Consider the following 16,118-nt stretch of genomic DNA (forward strand, 5'->3'; position numbering starts at 1 on the left):
CCTTGGCGGCATGAACGGAGTCGAGCTGTTCCTGTTGGGGCGAACCCTGATGAAGATCGGGGAGGAGGCGCTGCCCACCGAGGGCATCGGCCGGCACTCCACCAGCGTCCGGACCGTACTGATCGTGGTCGGCGACGTGCGCGCGCACCCCGGCAGCGCCGTCGGAGAGATCGCCACCAGGACCGGTCTGCCGCAGAGCGCGGTGTCGGCAGCGGTCGCCCGGCTCCGCGAAGTGGGCGCCGTCGTCACCGAATCCGACCCCCGCGACCGTCGCCGCCTTCTTATCCGGCCCGCACCCGAGACCTCTGACCGGGTGGAGCAGGTCAGGGCCGCCCCCATCGACACCACGCTGGCGGCCGCCCTGGGAACCGACGATCCACAACGGGTCGCCGAGATCGTCGCCCTCCTCGACGAACTCGCGCGGCACCTCACCCCGCAGGCACTCGCCCGCCTACGGGGCTAGATCTCACCTCCAGGTGGACCGTCTTCGATCTCCCCTCGTTCGCGGTAGAGCCCGACCAACTCGGCGGCCGGGTGCCTGTGGGATCGAGCTTTTCGGCATCCGGCTCTCCGTGGCCGACCCTGGTCACCGTGAGAAGACCCCGGCGCGCGCGGCCGCCAGCGCTCCGGCCGCGGCACGGTCCGCGGCGGCGTCGTTCAGGGGTTCTCCGGTATTGAGGAAGGCGTAGTACAGGGGCGCGGAGACGGCGGCGATCACCCGCCGCGGATCGGTGCCGGCAGGCAGCTCGCCTCGTTCGACGGCGTCGGTGATGCAGCCGGCCCATTCGTCGATCCGCACGGCGTAGAAGCGGTACAACGCCTGCGCGGCCTGTTCGTTGCAGAGCGAGGCGGCGATCAGCGCCTTGAACAGGCGTCCCTGACGTGGATCTGTGAGGGTCTTGACGACCAGGCGTGCGTTGTCTCGGAGATCCTGGTCGACGCTGCCGGTACGTGCGCGGGGCAGGGAGCTTTCGGCCATTTCGTCGAGAAGGTCGGCGGCGAGTGTGCCGGGTGTGCCCCAGCGGCGGTAGACGGTCGTCTTCCCGACCTCCGCGACGCGGGCGATCTCGGCGAGATCGAGGGCGTCGAAGCCCTTCTCTACCAGGGTGTCGCCGGCGGCTCGAAGGACGGCTTCGCGGACGCGCGCGGTGCGTCCGCCGGGGCGGACGGCTCCGGGCTGTGGTGCGGCCATGACGAACTCCTTCTTCTCCCGGGCAGCTCTTATCGGGACCCGGGTTCCCTTACGTTGGCAACGGGTGCTACCGTTCCATTATCTTAACGGAACCCAAGACCCGTTTGGCTGGAATGCCTCCTCCGTCTCGGCGCAGATGTGCCTCACGCCGGCATCCTCGAAAGGCCCCGTCATGTCCACCACAAAGCCCGCACCCATGGCCTCGGCCGCCGTTCATCCCGCGCCTCCGCGGCGACTGACCGGTCGCCTGAAGATCGTCCTCGCGGTGCTGCTGGTCGCCCAGTTCATGCTGGCCGTCGATTTCTCGATCCTGAACGTGGCACTGCCCGAGATCGGCGACGATCTCGGCTTCTCCCTGGCCAATCTGCAGTGGGTCGCCACCGCCTTCGCCCTGTCGGCAGCCGGCTTCACCCTCTTCTTCGGCCGCGTCGGCGATCTGATCGGCCACAAGCGCATCTTCCTCGGAAGCCTCACGCTCCTCGGCCTGGCCTCGCTCGCCGGTGGGCTCGCCCCGACCCCCGAGATCCTCCTCGTCGCCCGCGTCGCCCAGGGGCTCGCGACCGCCGCCGCCACTCCCGCAGGACTGGCCCTGCTCACCACGTCCTTCCCCGAAGGGCCCCTGCGTCAGAAGGCCCTCGGTCTCAACGGCGCCCTGATGTCGGCCGGGTTCACCACCGGCGCCGTCCTCGGCGGCACCCTCACCGACCTGCTCTCGTGGCGCTGGGCCTTCTTCATCAACGTCCCCGTCGCCCTCGCCGTGCTCCTCGTGGCCCCGACCGTCATCACCGAGTCCCGGCCCGCCCTACGCCCCAGGATCGACCTGCCCGGCGCGCTGGCCGTGACCCTCGGGCTGTTCAGCATCGTCTACGGACTGACCCAGGCCGGCGAGCACGGCTGGACCCACCCCGTCGCCCTGACGGCCCTGCTGGCCGGCGCGGTCCTGCTGGTCGTCTTCTACCTCGTCGAACGCAAGGCCGCCCAGCCCCTCGTTCCCCTGCACGTACTGAAGAAGCGCACCGTGGCCTGGGGAAACGTGCTCGGACTGCTCGCCTTCGTCACCGAGACCTCCCTGGTGTACCTACTCACCCTGTACATGCAGAAGACCCTCGGCTTCTCGGCCCTCACCGCCGGGCTGTCCTTCGGCGTCCTGGGGCTTGGGACCGTGGCCGGCGGCGTGATCGCCTCGAAGGTGATCGCCCGGACCTCCACCGTGGCCGTCCTGGTCGGAGGCGGGCTGCTGCAAGCGGTCTTCACCGCCGTCCTGCTCTTCCTGGGCGACACGCCGGCTTCGATGGGGCTGCTGCTACCCGCCACCTTCCTGGGCGGTGTGGGCAACATGCTCGTCATCGTCGGCTTCATGGTCACCGCCACCACCGGCCTCCCCGACCACGAGCAGGGCCTGGCCACCGGGCTGGCGTCGATGTCCCAGCAGGTCGGCATCGCCATGGGAACCCCCATCATGTCCGCGATCGTCACCGCCGCGACGGCGGGCGCCGTGTCCGCCGGGGCGATCCTGCACGGCGTCACCGTCGCCGTCGCCGCGAATGCCGTCCTCGTCCTTGCCGGCGTCCTCATCGCCGCCGTCATCCTGCGCACACGGCGCGACCGTAGCGCGTGTGACCGGCCGTCGCCGTACCGCCGGCACACACCACCGGCGTAGCCGGGCGGGTTGACCCGGGGCCCCACCGGCCAGCCCGCCCAGCCTTCCCCATCTGTCTTTGAATCCGAGGAGCACACCATGGACCTTCAGCTCTCCGGCAAGGTGATTCTCGTGACCGGCGCGACCAGCGGCATCGGCCTGGCGACCGCCCACCTACTCGCGGCTGAGGGAGCCCGCGTCGTGGCACTCGCGCGCGGCGACTCCTCCACCCCCGCGCTGCCGCCGGGCACACAGTTCATTCGCGCCGACCTCACCGATCCGACCACTGCGGCCCAGGCCGTCGTGCAGATCATGGACCGCCACGGCAGGCTGGACGGGCTGGTCAACAACGCGGCCGCCCTGACCTCCCGTGACTCCTTCGCGGACATCGACGACGACCAGTGGCACGCCACCTTCGAGCTCAACCTGCACTCGGTCGTCCGGCTCACCCGGGCCGTACTGCCGATCCTGGAGAACAATCCCGAGGGAGGTGGCATCGTCCACGTCGCCAGCGAGGCGGCCCGCCTGCCCGACGCGTCCATCGCCGACTACGCCGCGTCCAAGGCGGCTCTGCTGTCGGTGTCGAAAGCCCTGGCCGTGGCTCTCGGCCCGGCCAGGGTACGCTCCAACGTCGTCTCCCCAGGTCCTACGCGCACCGCGCTCTTCGATGCCCCGGGCGGCTTCGCCGACCAGCTCGCCCAGCGCCTCGATCTGCCGCCCGCCGACGCCGTCGACCACTTCATCCGTGTCGAGCGGCGTCTGCCCACCGGACGCATCGGCACCCCGGAGGAGGTGGCCGGCGTCATCGCCTACCTTCTGTCACCCCTCGCCGCCCAGGTCACCGGTGCCGAGTGGGCCATCGACGGAGGAGCCCTGCGCCAGTTGTGAACCCGCCGCGCAGGCACATGCCGGGTCTCCGGCCCCTGCCAGCGCGGCGGTAGAGACCCCTGACGGAACCCTAGTTTCATTGAGAAGGAAGCAGCATGAACTCGCTTGCGACACAGACCGGCGCAGCACTGTCCGCTTTGGTGATCGCCTTCGGCGTGTCCACGGCCGGTGCCGTCCCCGCCCAGGCCGTCCCCGCCCCCGCTGATGTTGATCGGCAGGTGGGCTGGGGAGCGGCGTGGATGGCCGCGCCGCAGCGGGCCAGCGCCGGGTTCGAGCCGAACTGGTCCGAGGAGGGCTTCACCGGCCAGAGCGTGCGCCAGGTGGTCCGGCTCACCGCCGGCGGCTCGTCGCTGCGCATCCGGCTGTCGAACGACTACGGCCCGTCCGCCGTGCGCCTGACCGGCGCCACCGTGGCCTACCCTGATCACGGCGCCTCGCTGCAGCCGGCGTCCGTGCGGCACCTGACCTTCGGGCACGCCGGATCGGCCGACATCCCCGCCCACGGCACGCTGGTCAGCGACCCCGTACGGCTCCGCGTCCGCCCGCTCCAGCCGGTGGCCGTCACGCTGTACTTCGCCGGGACCACCGGGCCGGCGACGTTCCACTCGCAGGCGTACGCCAGCAGCTATCGGGCGCAGGGCGACCACCGCGCCGACACCGCCGCGAACGCCTTCACGCAGGCGACACACTCGTGGTACTACCTGTCCGGCGTCGACGTCTCAGGTGAGAAGAAGGTCTCAGGTGAGAAAAAGAGAGACGACGCCGTGGTGGCCTTCGGCGACTCCATCACCGACGGGTTCGGTTCGACCGGCGACGCCAACAACCGCTACCCCGATGAGCTGGCCGAGTACCTCGCCACCACGGGCCGGGCACGACCCGTGCTGAACGCCGGCATCGGCGGCAACCTGGTGCTCAACGACTCGGCCTGGTACGGCGACCACTCGGCGGCCCGCTTCCAGCGCGACGTGCTCGACCAGCCGGGTGTCGGCACGGTCGTCATGCTGGAGGGTGTCAACGACATCGGCTTCAGCGAGTCCGACACGCCGACGTACAAGCCCGCGCCCGTGGTCTCCGCCGACGAACTGATCGCCGGGTACCGCCGGCTCATCAAGCAGGCGCACGCCAAGGACGTCAAGGTGGTCGGGGCGACCCTGCTGCCGTTCAAGAACTCCGACCACTGGGGCGAGCACGCCGCCACCGTCAGCGACGCCGTCAACCAATGGATCCGCACCTCCGGTGAGTACGACGCCGTCGTCGACCTCGACCGGGGCCTGGCCGCCCCCGGCGACCCCGACACGCTCGACCCCGCCTTCGACAGCGGCGACCACCTGCACCCCAACGACGCCGGCTACGCCGCCATGGCCCGCCTCATCGCCGAGCGGCTCTGAACGATCACGGCATCCGCCCCTGCCCGGCGATCCCCTGAATTGGGCGGGTGATGGCCCATCCGCCCATGGGAGAACCAACCGGCTTGCGCACGCATTGCTTAACCACGCTATTTTTTGCTTATGCCAGCAAACTCTGCGGAGTCCGTGTCCCGAAGCTTCACTGAGCGCGCGCGTCGGACCCAGATAGTGACGGCCGCGATCGAGACGATCGCGGAGCTGGGGTATACGAAGGCTTCGTTCGCGAAGATCGCCGAACGTGCGGGCCTGTCGAGCACAGGGTTGATCTCCTACCATTTCGCGAGCCGGAGAGAGCTGATGGCCCAGATCGTCGAAGAGGTTTACGGCGAGATCCGCTCCTTCCTCAGCGAGCGGATGCGGGGGCAGGTGAGCGTGGCGGGCGCGCTTCGCGCGTACATCGAGGGCAACATCGAGTTCGCCTTCACGCACCGGACGCAGATGCAGGCGCTGCTCGGGATTCTCGTGAGCGGCGAGTTGGGCTGGGGCGAACAGGACGAGCGCGAGGTGACCTCGCCGATCGAGGAGCTGCTGCGGCAGGGGCAGGCGAGTGGGGAGTTCCGTGCGTTCGATCCGCGGATCATGGCCATGAGCATCCAGCGCTCGGTGGAGGGGCCGACGATGCTGCTCGCCGGTGACGTCGAGCTCGACATGGCGGCCTACGCGCACGAGCTCGTGACGCTGTACGACCTCGCGACCCGGGCCTGACGATGACCGTGACGCGCGATCGCGCACGTCCGCGCCTGGCGGCCTTCACCCCACTGCTGCTCGACGTCGTCGTGCCGGTGGCCGCCTACTACGCGCTGCGGCTGGCAGGCCTGAACGCGGTGCTCTCGCTGGTGTTCGCCGCCGTGCCGACCGCCGGTTTCCTTATGTACCAAGCGGTCCGCCGTCGGCGCCTTGACGCGCTCGGTGCGTTCGTACTCGCGCTACTCGCGGTCGGCGCCGCGACCTCGCTGCTCACTGGGAGCCCGGAGTTCCTGCTAGCGAAGTCCGGGTGGCTGACCGCCGCGATCGGGATCGGGTTCCTCGTCACGCTCGGCTTCGCCCAGCCTCTGGCATTCACGTTCGCCCGCTCGATGCTGCGCCGCAACCGGCTCGGCGCCTCGCTCAGGGTGGAGTCGTGGGACGTGTTGTGGCTGAGCGACGGACGGTTCCGTCGGATCTGGCGGCATGTGACCGTGCTGTGGGGTGCCGGACTGCTCGTGGACGCCGGTGTGCGGGTCGCGCTGGCCTACACGCTCCCGGTCGACCTGGTGCCCGGGCTCGGCGTGCTCGTGTGGGCGGTCACGTTCGCCGCCCTGCAACTGCTGCAATTCCACTACTTCACATCCGCGGGGCTCTGGTCCATCGTCCAGATAGGTGGAGACGTCCGTGAAGACCGGTAGCCGCAAGGCTGCGTTCACACTATTGATCCTCGCCCCGGTCATCGCGGAGTCCGCCTATAGCACCCCGATCATGTTCGCCTGGTTGGTGCTGCTGTGGCTCCCGGTCTACGGCGGCGGCGTCCTGCTGATCCGCGAACTGGTCGCCCGATCCGGGCGAGGCTGGCCGAGCATCGTGATCCTCGGCCTCGCCTACGAACTCGTCGAAGACGGCATCGGCCTGCAGGCGCTGTCCAGTCCGCACCTGTACCACGCGGCCGAATGGGGCGCCCGGGTGCTCGGAATCAACCTGCCCTACTGGGAGGTCAACGCGATCTACCATGTGACCTTCAGCGCCGCCGTCCCCATCGCACTGACGAACGTGCTCTTCCCCGCCCACCGGAACCGCCCCTACCTGAAGAGGACCGGCCTCGTGATCACGGCGGTCGTGGCGGTGCTCGGCGTCGGGATCCTGCGGGTCACCGTCCCGCCGAGCCAGGACCCCGGCTACACGGCGCCCCTCGCCGTCGTGATCGGCTGCCTGATCGTCGTCGCGGCGCTCGGCGTCGTCGCCTTGAAGCTCGTGCCGCGTCGCTCCGAGCGGCCGCGCATGTCGCTTCGCGTACCGGGACCGTGGGCACTCGCCGTACTTGCGTTCGCCGCCGTGGTGGTCGTGCTCGGGATGCTCTACCCGCTCTGGCAGTGGGGCGCGACCCAGCCGTCGTTCACCCGCGGTGCGTGGATCATCGTGCCGATGGCGCTCGCCGCCGCGCTCGCCGTCGGCACGTTCGCGCTGATCCGGCGTTGGTCCGCATCCGTCGCGTGGACCGACACGCACGTCGTCGGACTCGGGGGCGGAGCGATGGTCGCCCACAGCCTGATCGGCACCGTCGTGGCCGCGAGCACGACGCAGGACAGGACAGCCCTCGCGATCATCGCGCTCGTGACGGCAGCGCTGAGCGTCCTTCTGACGCGGCGGATATCACGCCGCTCGCCGGCGGCGGACACCACCGGGCACTTGGCGCCGACCGGCGCCGCGCGAACATGACCGGGAGGACCAATTCCAGGGCTGCCGTCCCCCGAGCTTTTCGATCTCGACGGGCTGCGCAGCGCCTACGACTACGTCCTGTCCCCGGCCAGGGGCCGGCGCACCCTGCAATACTCCTCGACGGAAGGAGATCCCGTCCTCCGGGAGGCACTGGCACGGCGCCTGAGCGACCGCGGCCTGGAGACCTCAGCCGACGACCTTTTGGTGACCACCGGCTCCCAGCAGGCCATTTCCCTGGTGGCCACGGCCCTGCTCGAACCAGGCGACATCGTCTTGGTCGAGGAGCCCACCTATCTGGCGGCGTTGCAGTGCTTCCGGCTGGCCGGCGCCAGAGTGATCCCGGTACGCAGCGACGAGGACGGTCTCGACCCGGCCGCCCTGCGGGAGATCGTCGAGCGGGAGCGGCCGACGATGCTCTACCTGGTCCCGACCTTCGCCAATCCGACCGGGCGGACCCTTACCGGGCCACGGCGGCGAGCAGTGGCCGAACTCGCCGCGGCCCAGGGTTTCTGGATCCTCGAGGACGACCCCTACGGCGAACTGCGCTACGACGGTGAACCTCTGCCACCGCTGAGCTCCTACCCGGGCGGCGAGGGCAACTCGATATACCTCGGCAGCTTCTCCAAGATCGGCGCCCCCGGTCTGCGCCTCGGCTGGCTGCGGGCTCCCAACGACCTCCGGCACAGCCTGACCGTCGCCAAGCAGGCGACCGATCTGCACACCTCCACGGTCGACCAGGCCGCGGCGGCCCGCTATCTGGCCGTGACGGACCTCGACGACCGAATCCGATCTCTCCGGGACGCCTACCGGCCCCGCCGCAACGCCATGATGGACGCGCTCGCCACGATCACCCCGCCCGGCACCACGTGGAGCACCCCTGACGGCGGCATGTGCGTCTGGGTCCGGCTGCCCGGCGAGATCGACACCGCCCAGCTGCTTCAGCGGGCGCTGCACCACCATGTGGCATTCGTGCCGGGAGCGCCGTTCTACTGCGGAGAACCGGACCGGGCGACGCTGCGCCTGTCCTTCAGCGCCTACACCCCGGAAAGGACCACCGAGGGAATGCACCGCCTCGGCGAAGCTCTGAACGACACGCTCACCATGCCCGGCGGGGCGGCCCGCCGGGCGACGGCCACCACGCCGTACAAGCACATCGACTCGCTGTTCGGCGATCATGTGATCGATCAGGGCCTCATCGAGAAGCACTGACCTGATCTGCCGCACGCGAAGGCGATATGGCACATGATGCCAGCGATCAGGACGAGGGTTCCCCCGCCTCGACATCTCCTGGCCGCGGACGCGATGAGTTTCGGCCCCACCGCCGGTATGTAGTGGCGAGTTCGCCGGAACACCCCAGGCGAACCGGTCACAAGGGAGAATCCGATGTCAGACAGTCGTGCGGAGGACGAGGCCGCGATCAAGGCCGTGCTGGTTGACTCCTACAAGGCGTGGGAAGCCGGCGACGCCGACGGCATGGTCGCCAACTACACCGTGGACGCGACCGCCATCATGACCGGCTCGCTCCGCGACAGCCGTGAAGTGATCCGCCAGAGCATGGCCTTGGGCTTCGAGGGGCCGCTCAAGGGCAGCTCGACTTACAACAAGCAGCTCAGCATCCGCTTCGTCGGCAGGGACGGCGCGATCGTCGTCAGCGAATCCGCCATTCTGTTCGCCGGCGAGACCGAGGTTCTGGACCAGCGTAAGGTGAACGCGACCTGGGTCCTCGAGAAGCGGGACGGTCGGTGGCTGATCGCCGCCTATCACAACAGCCCGGTGCTGGCACCTGGGCACTGAGCTGCGGATGCCCCTGCCGAGGCGGGTGAACGGCAACCCGCGTCGGGGCTGCCGCTCACCCGCCTGCACCACTTTGCCCAACCCCGCGTCAGCCCTTGACGAACTCGAGCAGATCGCCGTTGAACTCGTCGATGTGGGTGGCGAACAAGCCGTGTCCGGCTGTGGGGTACTCCTTGTAGACGCAGCCGGGGATCAGCTTGGCCGTACGCCGACCGGTCAGGTCGATGAGGGCCGACTGGTCTGCGGCACCGTGCACGACGAGCGCCGGCACGGTGATCCGGCGCAGCCCCTCGCGGTGATCGGTGCGGGCCGTCGCGCGCCACAACTCGATGCCTGCCATCGGCGCGGTCTCCAGACACCGGCGCACGCCCTGCTCCACCAGCGCGGGCGAGACGTCGTTGCCAAGGTGGGTGGCGTAGAAGCCCTGCGCCCGGTCGGCGAACCACTTGGGCCTGTCGATGCGGAACTGCTTGACGGCCGCCTCCGACAACTCGATCGGCAGGCCCTCCGGGTTGTCCTCGGTGCGCATGACGAACGGCAGCATCGCCGAGACGAAGGCGACCCTGGCGACCCGGTCCTCACCATGCCTGGCCAGGTAGCGAGCCACCTCGGCGCCGCCGGTCGAATGCCCGACGATGGTCACGTCACGCAGGTCGAGGTACTCGATCAGACGGGCGATGTCATCGGCGAGGGTGTCGAAGTCGTAGCCGGTACCGGGCCGATCGGAGCCACCGTGCCCGCGCCGGTCGAGCAGGACGCATCGGTAGCCCTCCTCCACGAAGAACGGCACCTGATACTCCCACATATCGGAGGCCAGCGACCAACTCGCCACGAACACGATGGGCTCGCCGGTTCCGTAGTCCTCGTAGGCCAGGCGGGTGCCGTCGGCAGCATCATAAAAGGGCATCGTCGCAACTCCTTGGTGGTGGAACGTGGCTTGGTACAAGTAACCGACGCACAGCCGCGTCGATGACGCATGGGGAACGCGCGGTCCTACCGCTTCCTGTTCACGCGCGGATCGCGCTGTGTGCCGGAGACGGCCGCGACGCACACGGCGGTACCCACACGCCGGTCCATCCGCAGATGAAGCGCCAGGATGAGGAGGAACGACGCCGTCGTCATGGAACAGAGCAGACCGATGGCCACCCCGGCGGGTCGGTTTCGTTCCAGGCGGCGACGTAGCGGGCGACGAGCCGGTCGACGTGATGCATGCGGAGCTCCTTCGTGTTGTGTTCTTGCTGGTCACAAACGTACGGAGATCCACAGAGCGGGGAATCTGTCACGCTTAGGCATTTCGGCTGATCATGATCGAAGGTGGATAGGTAGTCCGGCGGGAACAGGCTGCGAGGGCTGAGCACCGCGGCCTCGGTCGCCGTGCTCGATTCGGCACGGCCGGCGCCGGCGCTTCTCAGCGTGCGATGAGGGACGGGATTCGATGTGTCGAAGGTTCTGTCACCCTTGTGTGCGGAGGGCGCCGATCGGGTCACCAGATCCCGAGGTCGTGTGCGAGATCGTCTGCCTCGCGGGCCCATCGGGCGCAGAGTGAAAGCCCGGCGGCTCGGGCGGCGTAACGGGCGTCAGGGTCCACGGTGGTGTCGCCGCCGTAGTCGGTGTGCTGGTCCGCTGAAGCCGTTTCGAGGCTTCTGGCGGTGAGCCAGTCATATTTCACCGCGGAGGCGCAGATCCCGAGCCGCACCAGGCGTTCGTCGCCGGTCCAGCCGGCTTCGTTCAGGCCTTCGAGGTAGGCCCGGGTGGCCTGGCGATCGAGGTCGCCGAGCAGTTGGTGGGGAACGAGCAGGTCGAAGACGGAGTCGGGGATGAGGTTGCCGATGTCTTCGCCCAGGGCGCCGTCACCGACGAAGGCCCAGTCGAGCAACACCACTTCGCCGGACGGGCGTCGGATGATGTTGTTGGGCCAGACGTCCAGGTGGCAGATGGTGCGAGGCACGGTCTGCATGAGCGACAACAGGCGTTCCCGGTTGAGGTGAAGGCGGTGAAGCCCCTCGCGGAGCTCCGGCGGGAAGTGGTCTTTGATCAGTTGCTGGGACCACGCTCGGTCCTCCTCGAGGAGACGCCAGTCCGCAGGCCGGGAAGTGCTGTAGTCCCGGAGGAAACCTCGGCTGAGCCATGGATGTTCAGGAAGGTCTTTGCGTCCCTGGCTGCGACCGAGCGCCCGGGCGGTCTCAACGAGATCCTGGACGGACAACTGTGACGAGTGGTGGCCTTGCACGTCCTCCAGCAGCAGTTCGATCTCCTCGTCGCCGACTTCCCGAATGTCGAGGACCGTCGGTGCGCCGAGGCCAAGCTGTCGGGGGAGGCCGGTTTCGTAGGCGAGTGCCTCTCGACGCCAGTAGTTCCAGTGTGCCGGGTCGGCTGAGGAGGCCCAGTGGCCAGGGGCGTCGTCACGGCGATGGGTGAGGACCTTATGGACGACGTTGCCGTCCCGCCAGATCCCGCCGGTCACTCCGTTGAGCCGGTTGTGGGTCAGATGCTGAAGAGACATTCGGCAACTCTAAAGGTCCCATGGTTCCTGTCTGCTGGACGATCACGAGCCGCTCGATCGGCCGGTCGAGGTGCGGACATCGGGCTGCCAAGGTGGACGGTGGCGCTGCGGACGCGAGCTCGCGCATGGCCTCCAGCTTCTGCGCGGCAGCGGCCGGCGTGGTCTCGATCGCGGCGACCTCACCGAGCCGGTCTGCGTCCCCGGCCAGGCCGGGGACGCAGACCGTGATCGTGACGTCGAGCTGACCGGCCACGAGGCGGTCCATGTGAAGGCGTCGCCGCGATCGGCGTACGGCGATTTCGGATCAGCGGTAGCCGGCGGAGGTGATGTCGGCCTGCACCGCGTTCTCGGTCGCGTCGGACGGGTAACCCGAGACGATGGCTCCCTCGTAGAAGGTGCCCTGGCTCTGGTTGGTGTTGGTGGCGCAGCAGTCGCCGCCGCTGCCCAGGATGATCGCGCCCTGCTTCCTCATCGGGCTGTAGCCCCGGGGAAGCGCGCCGTCGTAGAGGGTGTACAGGCTGCCGGACTGCGCGTTGCTGCCCTTGATCGCGAAGCGTGAGGTGCCGTTGTTCTTCAGCGTCGCGGTGACGAACTTGCTGGTGAACGCCCTCTGGTTGTAGTTCCACGACTGGCTGCCACCGGGGTAGAGGCCGTATTCGAGGTCGGCCTGGACCCACGGGCCGGAGCCGGAGCAGCCGCCGAACCAGCAGCTCGTGCCGAAGTAGATGGCGTCCATCGCGCCGGCCCCGTCGGCCTTCCTGGTGGTCTCACTGTTGCCGTAGTCGAAGCAGCAACCGCCGTTGACGTGGGTGCCACTGGTCACCATGTACATGCCCTCGGGCGCGCTGCCCGTCGGCACGCCGGTCAGGTGACCGTCCCGCCAGTAGCTGTTGCCGGGCTTGATGTACAGCGAGTACGCCTTGCTGCCGCCGACCGTCAGAGACTCGGATGTCGCGCTCGCGGCGGTGTCCCTGCCACCGGCCCCGCCAGGCCCCTGGTAGGCGACGTCGTTGCCGTGCCCGGACTGGTCGTACACGACGGTGATCACGCAGGAGGTGCCGGAGCAGAAGGAGTCCTGCGCCCCGGCGTTGGCGACACCGCCCTGAGCCAGGACGCCGATGTTCCTGGTCGCGTTGTCGGAGGAGCGCCGCACCTGGTAAAGGCTGCCGTTGTAGGAGCTGTAGAGCGCGCGCGTGGTGCTGTGCGCGGCCACACACGGCGTGCCACCGGCGGCATAGATGTCGCACGGCTTGCTCGACACCGGTGTGGACGACGGGCTGGCCGAAGGACTCGGAGAAGGGCTCGGGGACGGGTTCGCGGACGGGCTGACGCGGGGGCTGGGACTGGGGCTGGGCGAACTAGTGACGCCACCGGTGCAGGCCGTGCCGTTGAGCGTGAAGCTCGCCGGCACCGGGTTGGTGCCGTTCCAGGAGGCGTTGAAGCCGAAGGACGTGCTCGCGCCGGTGGCCAGCGTCGCATTGTAGCCCGCGTCGGCGACCGTCACCTGGGCGCCCGACTGCGTCACCGAGCCGCTCCACAGCTGCGTGATCGTCTGCCCCGCGGCGAACGACCAGCTCAACCGCCACCCGTTGATCGCGTCACCGAGGTTGGTGATGCTCACGTTCGTGCCGAAGCCGCCCGGCCACTGGTTCGTGACCGAGTAGTCCACGCGGCAGCCCGTGGCCGCATGCGCGGCGGGCGCGGTCAGCGCACCGGCCGCGCCGGCCACGGCGACGAGCCCGGTGGCAATCCACAGCCGCAGGCGAGGGATCTTCATCCGTACTCCCGGTGGTTCGTTTCCCGTCTTCACAGCGGTCGGTAGCGGTCCGGCGGCGGTCGGCGACAGCACAGGCGGCTCGGCGTTCTCGCGAGCCGGCAGAGAGGGCAGATCCCACTGTTAGCGTTAACAATCCATCTGCGGGACCTGTCCTTCTCTGCCGGAACATGTGCTGGTGGTGGTGCGGCGGAGCAAATACGACGCGAGGGAGCCTCGTCAAGGTCCCGGTCTTCTCCGCGCCGGCCCTCGGTCCGCCGCGGGCCCGCCTCACCTGCTCCCATCAGGGCGAGGTCCGGTCGCTCGCGAGGTATGGGAGGTGAAAGTTTCAGGCTGAAGAAGTCATAACATTCCGGGCTCTGACCGCCCCGTTATCGACCGATGAGGCGTTTCCGCAGGGGGCCGGAGAAACTTTCACCGATCATGCCCCTCACCAGCGCAGGCCAGCGGCGATAAGCTCCCCGCGCCGCCACGAAACAATTCGAGATTCTCTTGACAGTTTTCGTCGCGGTTTCCACACTGAGTCCCGAAGCGGCCTCCTGCCGGGGTCGGTGGTGACGGCAGGAGTTCCGGTCGCGGCGCCGCGAGTGTCGCATCGGCAGCGGTGGCGACGCGTCGTCCGCTTCACCTGCCCGTAGACCCGGTGCCGGGCGCTCACCCCACGAGGGCCCTCCGGCAGGACAAGGCTCTGCGACTGATTCCCGTCGGCGTACTCGACCGGTTCACCAGGAACAACGGCCGCACCGCCCAGAACGCGCCCGAGCCGGCGCAGGGCGGGAGCGCGGCCACGCCCCGCCGCCACCTGCGCGAGCCCTTGGTCCTCGGTATTCGCCACACATCCGTAGCTCACTCATGGAGGATCCGTGCGGAACGTGAAAGTCCTACTCGCCGCGGGCGTACTCGCAGGCGCCTCGATCGCCCTGCAGGACCCGGCCGGCGCTCTGGAGAACGGCGTGGCCCGCACGCCGCCCATGGGCTGGAACAGCTGGAACACGTTCGGCTGCAACATCAACGAGACGTTGATCAAACAGATGGCCGACACGATCGTCAGCTCCGGGCTGCGCGACCTGGGCTACAAGTACGTCGTGGTCGACGACTGCTGGTTCAACCCCAACCGCGACTCGTCGGGGAACCTGCAGGGCAACCCGTCGCGGTTCCCGAGCGGGATGAAGGCGCTCGGCGACTACCTGCACGCCAAGGGGCTGAAGTTCGGCATCTACCAGGTGCCGGTGGACAAGACCTGCGCGCAGTACTTTGGCGGCTATCCGGGCGCGACCGGCAGCCAGGGACACGAGGCCCAGGACGCCCGGCAGTTCGCCGCCTGGGGCGTGGACTACCTGAAGTACGACTGGTGCTCGCCCAACGGCTCCATCGACGACCAGGTCCGCACGTTCGCGAAGATGCGTGACGCGCTGGCGGCGACCGGACGGCCGATCGTCTACAGCATCAACTCCAACAGCATCCACGCCAAGACGGGGCCGCAGCGCGACTGGGGCGACGTGGCCAACATCTGGCGGACGACCGAGGACATCACCAACAAGTGGGACACCGGTCAGACCAACGGATACCCGATGGGCATCCAGAACATCGTCAACGTCACCGTCCCGCTGGCGTCGTACGCGAGACCTGGGGCGTTCAACGACCCGGACATGATGGAGGTCGGCCGCGGCGGCATGACCGACACCGAGATGCGCAGCCACTTCGCCCTCTGGGCGATGATGGCCTCACCTCTGATCGCCGGAAACGACCTGCGCAGCATGGACTCGGCGACGCAGACCATCCTGAAGAACCAGAACCTCATCGCGATCAACCAGGATTCGCTCGGCCTGCAGGCCCGCCAGATCAGCAACGACGGAACCCGCCGCGTGCTGGCCAAGAAGCTGAGCAACGGCGACGTCGCGGTCGCCCTGTTCAACCAGGGCGGCAGCACGACCACGATCAGCACCACCGCGTCCGCGATCGGGCTGTCCGGCGGCTCGTTCACCTTGCGCGACGCGTGGACGAACGCCGTCAGCGCCAGCACCGGCGCCATCTCGGCAAGCGTGCCGTCACACGGCACCGTCGTCTACCGGGTCAGCGGCGGCGCGACCTCGTCGCCCAGCCCCACGCCGTCACCCACTCCGTCACCCACGCCGTCGCCGTCCCTTACACCGTCCCCCTCCCCCAGCCCGTCGCCGACGCCGGGCGGGCAGCCGGGCGCCTGCACGGCGACCTACAAGCAGATCAACGACTGGGGCAGCGGCTTCCAGGGTGAGGTCACCGTCAGCAACAACGGGTCGACCTCGCTGAACGGCTGGACCGTGACGATGACCCTGGCCGGCGGGCAGAGCATCACGAGCCTGTGGAACGGCGTGAACACCGGCACCAGCGGCGCCGTCACCGTCAAGAACGCCCCCTACAACGGCACCGTCGCCGGTGCCGGCTCGACGGCCTTCGGATTCACCGCGAACGGCAGCGGCTCGGCCCCCACCGGCGTCACCTGCACGAGCCCGTGATCTTTGTCAGGGGCCGAG

Annotated in this window: 14 protein-coding genes; 10 read left to right on the forward strand and 4 right to left on the reverse strand. The window is 68.8% G+C overall.

Annotated features, from left to right (window positions below):
* Positions 1–10 precede the first annotated feature (10 nt).
* Positions 11–463: a MarR family winged helix-turn-helix transcriptional regulator gene (locus ACGFIB_RS33000; protein WP_393377072.1), complete on the forward strand. Its 453-nt coding sequence runs from the start codon at positions 11–13 to the stop codon at positions 461–463.
* A 123-nt stretch (positions 464–586) separates the two neighbouring features.
* On the opposite strand, the gene ACGFIB_RS33005 is transcribed toward ACGFIB_RS33000, so the two are convergent.
* Positions 587–1,192 carry a TetR/AcrR family transcriptional regulator gene (locus tag ACGFIB_RS33005; RefSeq protein WP_357252960.1) on the reverse strand — a complete coding sequence of 202 codons (606 nt, stop codon included), beginning with the start codon at positions 1,190–1,192 and terminating at the stop codon, positions 587–589.
* A gap of 172 nt (positions 1,193–1,364) precedes the next feature.
* Here ACGFIB_RS33005 and ACGFIB_RS33010 point away from each other — a divergent pair, with 172 nt between their 5' ends.
* From ACGFIB_RS33010 to ACGFIB_RS33045, 8 genes are all read left to right on the forward strand, one after another.
* On the forward strand, positions 1,365–2,852 hold the full coding sequence (locus ACGFIB_RS33010; protein WP_393377075.1) for an MFS transporter: 1,488 nt from the start codon (positions 1,365–1,367) through the stop codon (positions 2,850–2,852).
* Positions 2,853–2,930: 78 nt separating this feature from the next.
* Complete coding sequence (locus tag ACGFIB_RS33015) at positions 2,931–3,719, forward strand: SDR family NAD(P)-dependent oxidoreductase (RefSeq protein WP_357252966.1); 789 nt, start codon at positions 2,931–2,933, stop codon at positions 3,717–3,719.
* A 95-nt stretch (positions 3,720–3,814) separates the two neighbouring features.
* Positions 3,815–5,107, forward strand: coding sequence for an SGNH/GDSL hydrolase family protein (locus ACGFIB_RS33020; RefSeq protein WP_393377077.1), 1,293 nt, complete (start codon positions 3,815–3,817; stop codon positions 5,105–5,107).
* A gap of 186 nt (positions 5,108–5,293) precedes the next feature.
* Positions 5,294–5,830: a TetR/AcrR family transcriptional regulator gene (locus ACGFIB_RS33025; RefSeq protein WP_393377080.1), complete on the forward strand. Its 537-nt coding sequence runs from the start codon at positions 5,294–5,296 to the stop codon at positions 5,828–5,830.
* An 8-nt stretch (positions 5,831–5,838) separates the two neighbouring features.
* Positions 5,839–6,510, forward strand: coding sequence for a VC0807 family protein (locus tag ACGFIB_RS33030; RefSeq protein ID WP_393377083.1), 672 nt, complete (start codon positions 5,839–5,841; stop codon positions 6,508–6,510).
* The gene (locus ACGFIB_RS33035) at positions 6,497–7,534 is read left to right on the forward strand and encodes a hypothetical protein (RefSeq protein ID WP_393377086.1); all 1,038 of its coding nucleotides are present in this window, start codon (positions 6,497–6,499) and stop codon (positions 7,532–7,534) included. Before ACGFIB_RS33030 ends, ACGFIB_RS33035 begins: the two co-directional genes overlap by 14 nt.
* 105 nt (positions 7,535–7,639) lie before the next feature.
* Positions 7,640–8,743 carry an aminotransferase-like domain-containing protein gene (locus ACGFIB_RS33040; protein ID WP_393377365.1) on the forward strand — a complete coding sequence of 368 codons (1,104 nt, stop codon included), beginning with the start codon at positions 7,640–7,642 and terminating at the stop codon, positions 8,741–8,743.
* Positions 8,744–8,917: 174 nt separating this feature from the next.
* Positions 8,918–9,328: an SgcJ/EcaC family oxidoreductase gene (locus ACGFIB_RS33045; protein ID WP_357267376.1), complete on the forward strand. Its 411-nt coding sequence runs from the start codon at positions 8,918–8,920 to the stop codon at positions 9,326–9,328.
* A gap of 88 nt (positions 9,329–9,416) precedes the next feature.
* Here the strand turns inward: ACGFIB_RS33045 and ACGFIB_RS33050 are convergent, their stop codons facing one another.
* From ACGFIB_RS33050 to ACGFIB_RS33060, 3 genes are all read right to left on the reverse strand, one after another.
* Positions 9,417–10,235 (reverse strand): alpha/beta fold hydrolase, encoded by an 819-nt coding sequence (locus ACGFIB_RS33050; RefSeq protein WP_393377088.1) that lies wholly within the window; start codon positions 10,233–10,235, stop codon positions 9,417–9,419.
* A gap of 576 nt (positions 10,236–10,811) precedes the next feature.
* Positions 10,812–11,831, reverse strand: a complete 1,020-nt coding sequence (locus ACGFIB_RS33055) for a phosphotransferase family protein (protein WP_393377089.1) — start codon at positions 11,829–11,831, stop codon at positions 10,812–10,814.
* Positions 11,832–12,135: 304 nt separating this feature from the next.
* Complete coding sequence (locus tag ACGFIB_RS33060) at positions 12,136–13,608, reverse strand: arabinofuranosidase catalytic domain-containing protein (protein ID WP_357250469.1); 1,473 nt, start codon at positions 13,606–13,608, stop codon at positions 12,136–12,138.
* Between the two features lie 860 nt (positions 13,609–14,468).
* Between ACGFIB_RS33060 and ACGFIB_RS33065 the strand changes: the two genes are divergently transcribed.
* Positions 14,469–16,100: a cellulose binding domain-containing protein gene (locus ACGFIB_RS33065; RefSeq protein WP_393377094.1), complete on the forward strand. Its 1,632-nt coding sequence runs from the start codon at positions 14,469–14,471 to the stop codon at positions 16,098–16,100.
* Positions 16,101–16,118 lie beyond the last annotated feature (18 nt).

Origin of the sequence: Microbispora bryophytorum, from assembly GCF_043197435.1 — a bacterium.
In the GTDB taxonomy this organism is placed as follows: domain Bacteria; phylum Actinomycetota; class Actinomycetes; order Streptosporangiales; family Streptosporangiaceae; genus Microbispora; species Microbispora bryophytorum.

Bases quoted from the DNA above. Each gene is read 5' to 3' on its own strand.
- ACGFIB_RS33020 (WP_393377077.1), top strand. From the start codon at position 3,815: ATGAACTCGCTTGCGACACAGACCGGCGCAGCACTGTCCGCTTTGGTG.
- ACGFIB_RS33060 (WP_357250469.1), bottom strand. From the start codon at position 13,608: ATGAAGATCCCTCGCCTGCGGCTGTGGATTGCCACCGGGCTCGTCGCC.
- ACGFIB_RS33000 (WP_393377072.1), top strand. From the start codon at position 11: ATGAACGGAGTCGAGCTGTTCCTGTTGGGGCGAACCCTGATGAAGATC.
- ACGFIB_RS33015 (WP_357252966.1), top strand. From the start codon at position 2,931: ATGGACCTTCAGCTCTCCGGCAAGGTGATTCTCGTGACCGGCGCGACC.
- ACGFIB_RS33010 (WP_393377075.1), top strand. From the start codon at position 1,365: ATGTCCACCACAAAGCCCGCACCCATGGCCTCGGCCGCCGTTCATCCC.
- ACGFIB_RS33045 (WP_357267376.1), top strand. From the start codon at position 8,918: ATGTCAGACAGTCGTGCGGAGGACGAGGCCGCGATCAAGGCCGTGCTG.
- ACGFIB_RS33005 (WP_357252960.1), bottom strand. From the start codon at position 1,192: ATGGCCGCACCACAGCCCGGAGCCGTCCGCCCCGGCGGACGCACCGCG.
- ACGFIB_RS33055 (WP_393377089.1), bottom strand. From the start codon at position 11,831: ATGTCTCTTCAGCATCTGACCCACAACCGGCTCAACGGAGTGACCGGC.
- ACGFIB_RS33050 (WP_393377088.1), bottom strand. From the start codon at position 10,235: ATGCCCTTTTATGATGCTGCCGACGGCACCCGCCTGGCCTACGAGGAC.